The following is a 6,393-nucleotide window of genomic DNA, read 5'->3' as shown; positions in this document are numbered from 1 at the left end:
CGGCAACTGAGTGAGAAAAAACCTGAANTCTTCACTCAAACCCCAAGCCATGACATGCTGGGACCAAACACCTAATTGGGCTAGTTTCCAAACTGTTGTTCGATTTCGATCAAACGTTGTTTGCGCCATAGCCCTCCGCCGTAGCCGGTCAACGATCCATCGGCCCCGACCACCCGGTGACAAGGAATCACTAGCGCGATCTGATTGGCCCCATTGGCGCGCGCTACGGCCCTCACGGCGGTTGGGTGACCTATGCGTTTTGCAATATCCGAATAGCTACGAATTTGGCCTACGGGAATTGTGCGTAGCTCTTGCCAAACTTCTCTAGTAAAAGAACTGCCCTGAAGCGCTAACGGCGTGTTGAACACCGCTTTTTCACCGGCAAAGAATGCATGCAGTTCTACCCTAATCTGTTCTGTCGGATCATAGCTGCCCAGACCTAGATCATCGTTGCAGGCCTTACGCAACTTGGCCAGTTCCATGGGAAGGGCTTTGCGATCAACAAACTCCAGCAAATGCAGATGCGTAGCGCTACTGACCGCGATCATGTCACCTAATGGCGTCGCAATCCAGTTCGCCAACAAGAGCCCTTTCTTGTGCAACGTAGCAGGCGGGCAGCCCAATAGCTTGGCGAACGCCCTGCGAAATGCACTGGCGGACGAAAAGTTGGCGTCATGCTGGGCGGTAATGACTTTAGCACCTTCTGAAAGACTCTCAAAACCTTCTCGCAGCCGCCTTTGGCGCGCCATCTCAAGAAATGTCATGCCGAATTGCCGTTTGAATGCACGGCGCACGGTCGACAGATCATAACCCATGTTGGCGATATGCTGTTCTGACCAGCGTTTTTGCGGATTATTGTCTAACGCAGCTAGCAACTGGCTGACCGACGGGTCGGCTGTGGCCGCGGGGGTTAGTGGGTGACAGCGCTTACAAGCACGAAAACCTGCCTCAATGCATTCCCGAATCGTGCCAAAGAACGTGCAGTTCACGGCATTAGGCTTACGCGCAGGACAAGTAATGCGGCAAAAGACCCCGGTTGTTGATACACAAACATAAGCTTGCCCGTCGAAACGTTGATCGCGTGCAACCAGTGCTTGATAGAGAGTATCGTGGCTTGGAATGGCAAACAACATCACCTGCCCTCTTGCAGTCCAGAGCGCCGAATTTCACTAGCAAGCAAATTAAAACGTGCAGCGCGTGCAACGGCATGAGTCTTGTTATTGACTTCCATTTTGACCATACAATTCTTGATATAACTGTCCACTGTCCTTTCCGACAGTTCAAGGATTTGCGATGTCTCCCATGCTGACTTCCCTTCCGCTGCCCAACTGAGCACCTGCAATTCGCGTTCCGATAAATTGGGTTTTGGCGGCTGATTTTTTTNGGATTGCATGCAATAAATGTGAAACAGAAAGGTGAAGTTGCGAATATCGAGATCATGCTCAGCCGTAACCTTGCTCCAGTCAGCTGCACTCATGTCACTTGAGATCGAGAAATACGCATTATTGAAGCCGTCACGAATTGGAATTGTCATTCCTGATTGACCAATACCGAAGTCTTTGGATTCACCAAAGAAATTGGAAATTTTCTTTGTTTNCCTCGGAATTTCTTCCCAATTTATGGGCCTGTGTCCCTCCCAGGTCTGCGCAAATACCGGATCGATACGATGACAACCATTTTTAGTATAATGATCCACCCAGTCGTTCGGATAGTTAGTTGCTAAATCTGGATTATTCCCGTTCAGCAATGAAGTGAAATAGCAAACATGTGCAATACCAAAATCTTTNAGCACATCTTGCGCGACATCAATAATTTCACTTTTTCGGCTTGCAAGGAATTTTGTTTCAAAGGCCTCAGATAAAAACATGTACTTCAACCATCACTTAATAAGTTTTTAGGATTTTNCCTATCTCAGTTGCGCGCAGTAGCCGCCTTGATTAGTTAGACACATCTATTTTGGTGGAAATCTAACTATTTGTATTTGCTAGCTGATTGTTCTACAGATTTCATTGCGGCAAANTAGGGGNCAGGACCAAAACTGACCCTTGCCACACCGGCCCTGGAGAAACCTGAAAGGTCGGCATTTGTGTCCAAANCCATGACATTGACTGGAAGCGCAATAGCTGCACAAATCCGAGCGATCAGGATTTCATCAGGCAGCCCGGGAATGAAAAAACAATCGGCGCCAGCTTCTTTGTAGGCAATGGCTCGGCTGATGGCATCATCGACTAACCCATCATGTTTATCCGGATCACTTTCCTGCAAGAACAAGTCGGTACGCGCGTTGATGACGGCAGGCACACCTGAGTCGATCGCCGCCTGTCGGGCGGCCGTAATTCGCACGGCCTGTGTCGCTACATCATAAATCCCTTCACCACCAATAACCTGATCTTCGAAATTTAATCCAATTGCGCCAGTCTGCAACAGGCTTGACACATTGCGAGTTATGTCCTGCGGATCGACTGCATAACCACTCTCGAAATCTACTGTCACCGGCAGGTCAGTGCTAGCGACGATCCGCGCAACGATATCAAGTGCCAGATCAAGAGGCAAATTCTGCCCATCCTCATACCCTTGGGACGCTGCTAAAGACCAACTTCCAGTTGCTATTGCACTGGCACCAGCCGCAGCCACGGCTTTTGCACTGCCGGCATCCCAAATATTATATAGAATAACCGGATTGCCTTGAATGTGAAGGTCGCGAAATATTTTGGCTTTTTCTGTATTTATCATGGTCTATATTTATCCGATTGGTATTGTTTATCGATGCAACGCGTTGCTAGTTAAAGTTGCCTGTTTCATAACGGCGTCTGCGATGCAGAAAGGTCGAAAATCAGGCGTTTATTCCAGATTATCTCAAGCGTCGGTAAGAAGCGGCGCCCGCTCAGCGATGGCGTCCAGCCGAGGCCGCGCAAAGGCCACCCAGTCTGCCGTCCGCATCCTGATTGAATGATCCAGCAGCCCCGAATTGAACCACACATTGGTCCTTTCTAGCACCTCAAAATCGGCTATCACTGGAATCTTGTCGTGCAGGCACATCGGCATAACGCAACCGCTTACACACCCCGTTAGTGAAAATACGGTGGCGGGATCTGCAAACCTCGCATCGATACCGCCAAAGTAGCGCGCCACCTTCAGCGTGAGCACACCATCGGTGACGCGATCCTCGTTCCCGTCCTCTATCCATTTATCCATCGAGGCAAGTGTCTGCGCATAATCTTTATCCAGGCCATCAGCGTGATATCGCTCGGCCAGTTGATCGATGTCGAGATTCACATGTCGGAAGTTACGGCCAAAAATGCCACTCAGCTTGGACGCAATGTCCGCGTAGGACAAGGTTTCGGGGCCTATCAGAATGAAATCCCGGTTCCAGGATTGGTCTTCGAGCAATGCGCTGACAGCCGCTCGGCGATATCGGCTGCTTCAATAAAGCCAATCCGGCCCCGTCCAGTTGCCGAGTAAATGGTATTCTCTTGCCGGATGGTGATCTGGTGCTGCTGGTGAGAAAAGTTCTGCAAGAACCAGATGGGACGCAAAACCGTCCACTCTGGCACGTGGTCTGCAAGATATTCGTGGATCTGCCCCATCATCGGCCCACTAGCTTCCAACGACGACGCGCTGAGCAGGACAAAGCGCCGGACACCGCAGGAGCACGCAATATCGAGGACTGGTGGGACGATCGCACCATGGTCGCTCGTATTTGTCGGTGCGACAATGTAGACCGCATCTATCCCATCGAAAGCTCTTCGTGCAGTTTTCTGTTATTCCTCATAAAGAGCAGTGGCAGACCAAGATGGATAGATAGGGCCTCAAAAAGGCCGGATTTTAGGCAGGGAAGATAATGACACAGGCATTTATTCTTGGGGGTGAGGGTAAAGAAGGTCTTTTGCTGGCCGACCTGCAATCAGGTACGATCACTCCCGCGAAAGAACCCCTTGCGAGGGAACTGGCAAAGGCCGCATCGTTGCGTACATCAGGCGTTACCATAACCAAGGGCGTCGACATTGCCATAGCGACCTCAGCAGAGACCTTGGCAACAGGTAGCATTCATGAAGGTAACAACTGATCTTGCAGCTCGATAATTACCGCGCATGCTCTCCGGGCGAAACTCTTTCCAGGGTTTCGCCTTTTCTTCGACGGCTAGGAATAACCAGACTGGCCCGACAGACGGATCTCGATGATATCGGTATTCCCGTCTGGTGCGCGTTTGCTCCGAATGCAAANGCAATCGTTATCGCCCAGGGCAAGGGTATGGATGACGACGCGGCGAAAACATCGGCGGCGATGGAAGCCATCGAGCGATCCGTGGCCACAGATCCGGCTTGCGAGTTGCGTGTCACCAGCCAGCGTGCTTTGGAAACGTCCGGAAATTTATCAAACACCCTCGATAGTCTGCTCTCACCGCATACAAACCCGGTCACTCCGAACGAAGACATACCTTGGGGACGGGGACGGCATGTACTGACGGGCAATGACATATGGGTGCCATTTGACGCTATACACCTCGACCGGACAATAATGTCGCCTCGATATTGGCAATCCTCCGACGGTTTGGCCTCTGGTAATAAACGTGATGAAGCTTTGCTGCATGGTTTGCTGGAGCGGGTGGAGCGGGATGCGTTGACGCTTTGGCAGGTCACACCGGCCGCCAAGCGGTACAAATCCGCAATNGACACGAAGACAATTGCGCAACCAGCATTGCGGGACACTCTGGACAAAATTGCGCGCGCGGGTCTCGATATCGTGCTGTTCGACATCACGACAGATTTGGAAATACCCTGCATCGTAGCGTTGCTTGGCCCCAGGAACAGAACGACGGCCCGCTATGTCGACATCACTCTTGGTGCCGGCGCATCGGCTTCGCCAGCAACCGCGGCAATGAGGGCCATAACCGAAGCTGCTCAGTCACGGATGACATTCATTGGCGGCGCAAGAGACGATCTGCTACCGAACATCTTTNCGCAGCGGGCAGACCCGGCGACACTCACTGCCATGGACATGCTCGCCTCTCGGCGATTGAGCGATCTTCCCATCCTGTGCGCGACATCGGCAGAGCAATCTCTCCAAATGGTGCTGGATCAATTGAGCAATCGCGGCATTCGGGACATCTTCGCAGTTGATCTTGCGCCCGACTGGTTGCCCGCGAGCGTGGTTAAAGTCTTCGCCCCCCAGCTTGAAAACCCTGACGGAGAAAGACACAGACGCCTTGGCAACCGCGCTCTTTCGAAAGTTCTGTGATGAAAGTCGTGTTCGTTGGGCCAAGCTTGCCGAATGCTCATGAAATAGCTGCAACAGATATCGAAATCCGCCCTCCGGCCTGCCAAGGGGACGTGATGCAAGCAATTGCGGATGGTGCAACCAAAATTGGCTTAATCGACGGTCAGTTCGAAATGGCCGCACCAGTCTGGCATAAAGAATTGCTTTTCGCGCTGTCGAAGAAAATCACGGTGCTTGGGGCGGCAAGCATGGGCGCATTGCGCGCCGCGGAATGTGCCCCCTATGGCATGATTGGCGTTGGCACGATATTCGAGGACTATATGTCAGGCGCACGTGTCGATGATGCCGACGTTGCACTGACCTACGGTCCTGCCGAGCTAGGATACCCGCCATTAAGTATCCCACTGGTGAATGCTCAAGCAACAATCGCCAGGATATGCGATCTCGGCCTGTTGAATGAAGCTTTATGCGCCAAACTCAAGGATGCTGCAGGCGCACTCTTTTTCAAGCGCAGAAACTGGAGAAACATCGCAAACACGGCTGGTATTGAACTCGAATCGCTCAAGCCCGTTCTTGAAATGTGTTGGGTGGATCAGAAAAAANCGGATGCCACGGCATTGCTTCAGGCAATGGGACAAGATCAGCATCCAGTCGATATTGACGTTTGGCAATTTAATGCAACTGCCCTGTTCCGTAAAATGTATCTTTAGTTTCGCAAAAGGTGAATTACATCACCAAAAATCAAGCACTGCGTGTGCAACGGTTTTGCAACGCGCAAAGCGGGCTGTCTTGGCATAAAACGAGCCATCGCAACCGATACGATGAGATTACGATGACATTACTCAGAACTGACGCCCAGATCGATGAACGCCAGGAAGACTTTCTGACCCTCATCAACATGCTGACCTATGCCGAAGGCGTTGCCGAATCTCTCGGTGCACCGTCAGCCAGTTGGTATATCGACGTTGCAAAACAGGCGCTCCAATCCGCTTTGCAGAGCGAAATGGAAATGGAATTCTCAACTGCCGACATCGTGAACCTGGCTTCGGCTCGCGTTGGTCATTGCTGAGATTCAATCTGCAATCGACCTATCTCCTAGGCCAGGACGAGGATTTCCCACTTGTCCTGGCTTTCCTTTATCTTACCGACGAACGCTCTCTCAGGATCGCCGGGAAG

Annotated in this window: 9 protein-coding genes; 4 read left to right on the top strand and 5 right to left on the bottom strand. The window is 51.5% G+C overall.

The genetic code is table 11. From position 1 onward, the window contains the following. Positions 1-80 precede the first annotated feature (80 nt). From CUC55_RS00645 to CUC55_RS00625, 5 genes are all read right to left on the bottom strand, one after another. The gene (locus CUC55_RS00645; RefSeq protein WP_067653942.1) at positions 81-1,133 is read right to left on the bottom strand and encodes a bifunctional transcriptional activator/DNA repair enzyme AdaA; all 1,053 of its coding nucleotides are present in this window, start codon (positions 1,131-1,133) and stop codon (positions 81-83) included. Continuing rightward, the gene (locus tag CUC55_RS00640; RefSeq protein WP_103086676.1) at positions 1,133-1,867 is read right to left on the bottom strand and encodes a helix-turn-helix transcriptional regulator; all 735 of its coding nucleotides are present in this window, start codon (positions 1,865-1,867) and stop codon (positions 1,133-1,135) included. Before CUC55_RS00640 ends, CUC55_RS00645 begins: the two co-directional genes overlap by 1 nt. A 104-nt stretch (positions 1,868-1,971) precedes the next feature. Further along, a complete protein-coding gene (locus tag CUC55_RS00635) occupies positions 1,972-2,733 on the bottom strand; it encodes an isocitrate lyase/PEP mutase family protein (protein WP_103086675.1) in 762 nt (253 codons plus the stop codon). Between the two features lie 123 nt (positions 2,734-2,856). After that, on the bottom strand, positions 2,857-3,390 hold the full coding sequence (locus CUC55_RS00630; RefSeq protein ID WP_157940880.1) for a YbaK/EbsC family protein: 534 nt from the start codon (positions 3,388-3,390) through the stop codon (positions 2,857-2,859). After that, positions 3,351-3,590 (bottom strand): Rossmann-fold NAD(P)-binding domain-containing protein, encoded by a 240-nt coding sequence (locus tag CUC55_RS00625; protein WP_067653934.1) that lies wholly within the window; start codon positions 3,588-3,590, stop codon positions 3,351-3,353. Before CUC55_RS00625 ends, CUC55_RS00630 begins: the two co-directional genes overlap by 40 nt. 251 nt (positions 3,591-3,841) lie before the next feature. Between CUC55_RS00625 and CUC55_RS00620 the strand changes: the two genes are divergently transcribed. The 4 genes from CUC55_RS00620 (at position 3,842) to CUC55_RS00605 (ending at position 6,286) form a co-directional block, all read left to right on the top strand. Then, positions 3,842-4,066 carry a hypothetical protein gene (locus CUC55_RS00620; RefSeq protein ID WP_067653932.1) on the top strand — a complete coding sequence of 75 codons (225 nt, stop codon included), beginning with the start codon at positions 3,842-3,844 and terminating at the stop codon, positions 4,064-4,066. A gap of 2 nt (positions 4,067-4,068) precedes the next feature. Then, entirely contained in the window at positions 4,069-5,238 is a 1,170-nt protein-coding gene (locus CUC55_RS00615; RefSeq protein ID WP_103086674.1) for a YcaO-like family protein, read from the top strand. After that, positions 5,238-5,927, top strand: a complete 690-nt coding sequence (locus tag CUC55_RS00610; protein WP_103086673.1) for a TfuA-like protein — start codon at positions 5,238-5,240, stop codon at positions 5,925-5,927. The genes CUC55_RS00615 and CUC55_RS00610 overlap by 1 nt, the downstream gene beginning before the upstream one ends. A 122-nt stretch (positions 5,928-6,049) precedes the next feature. Next, positions 6,050-6,286: a hypothetical protein gene (locus tag CUC55_RS00605; RefSeq protein ID WP_067653926.1), complete on the top strand. Its 237-nt coding sequence runs from the start codon at positions 6,050-6,052 to the stop codon at positions 6,284-6,286. Positions 6,287-6,393 lie beyond the last annotated feature (107 nt).

This window comes from Agrobacterium bohemicum, assembly GCF_002896715.1.
Classification (GTDB): domain Bacteria; phylum Pseudomonadota; class Alphaproteobacteria; order Rhizobiales; family Rhizobiaceae; genus Agrobacterium; species Agrobacterium bohemicum.
The sequence above is the reverse complement of the archived record's forward strand: the minus strand, read 5'-3'. Positions and strand labels throughout refer to the sequence as shown.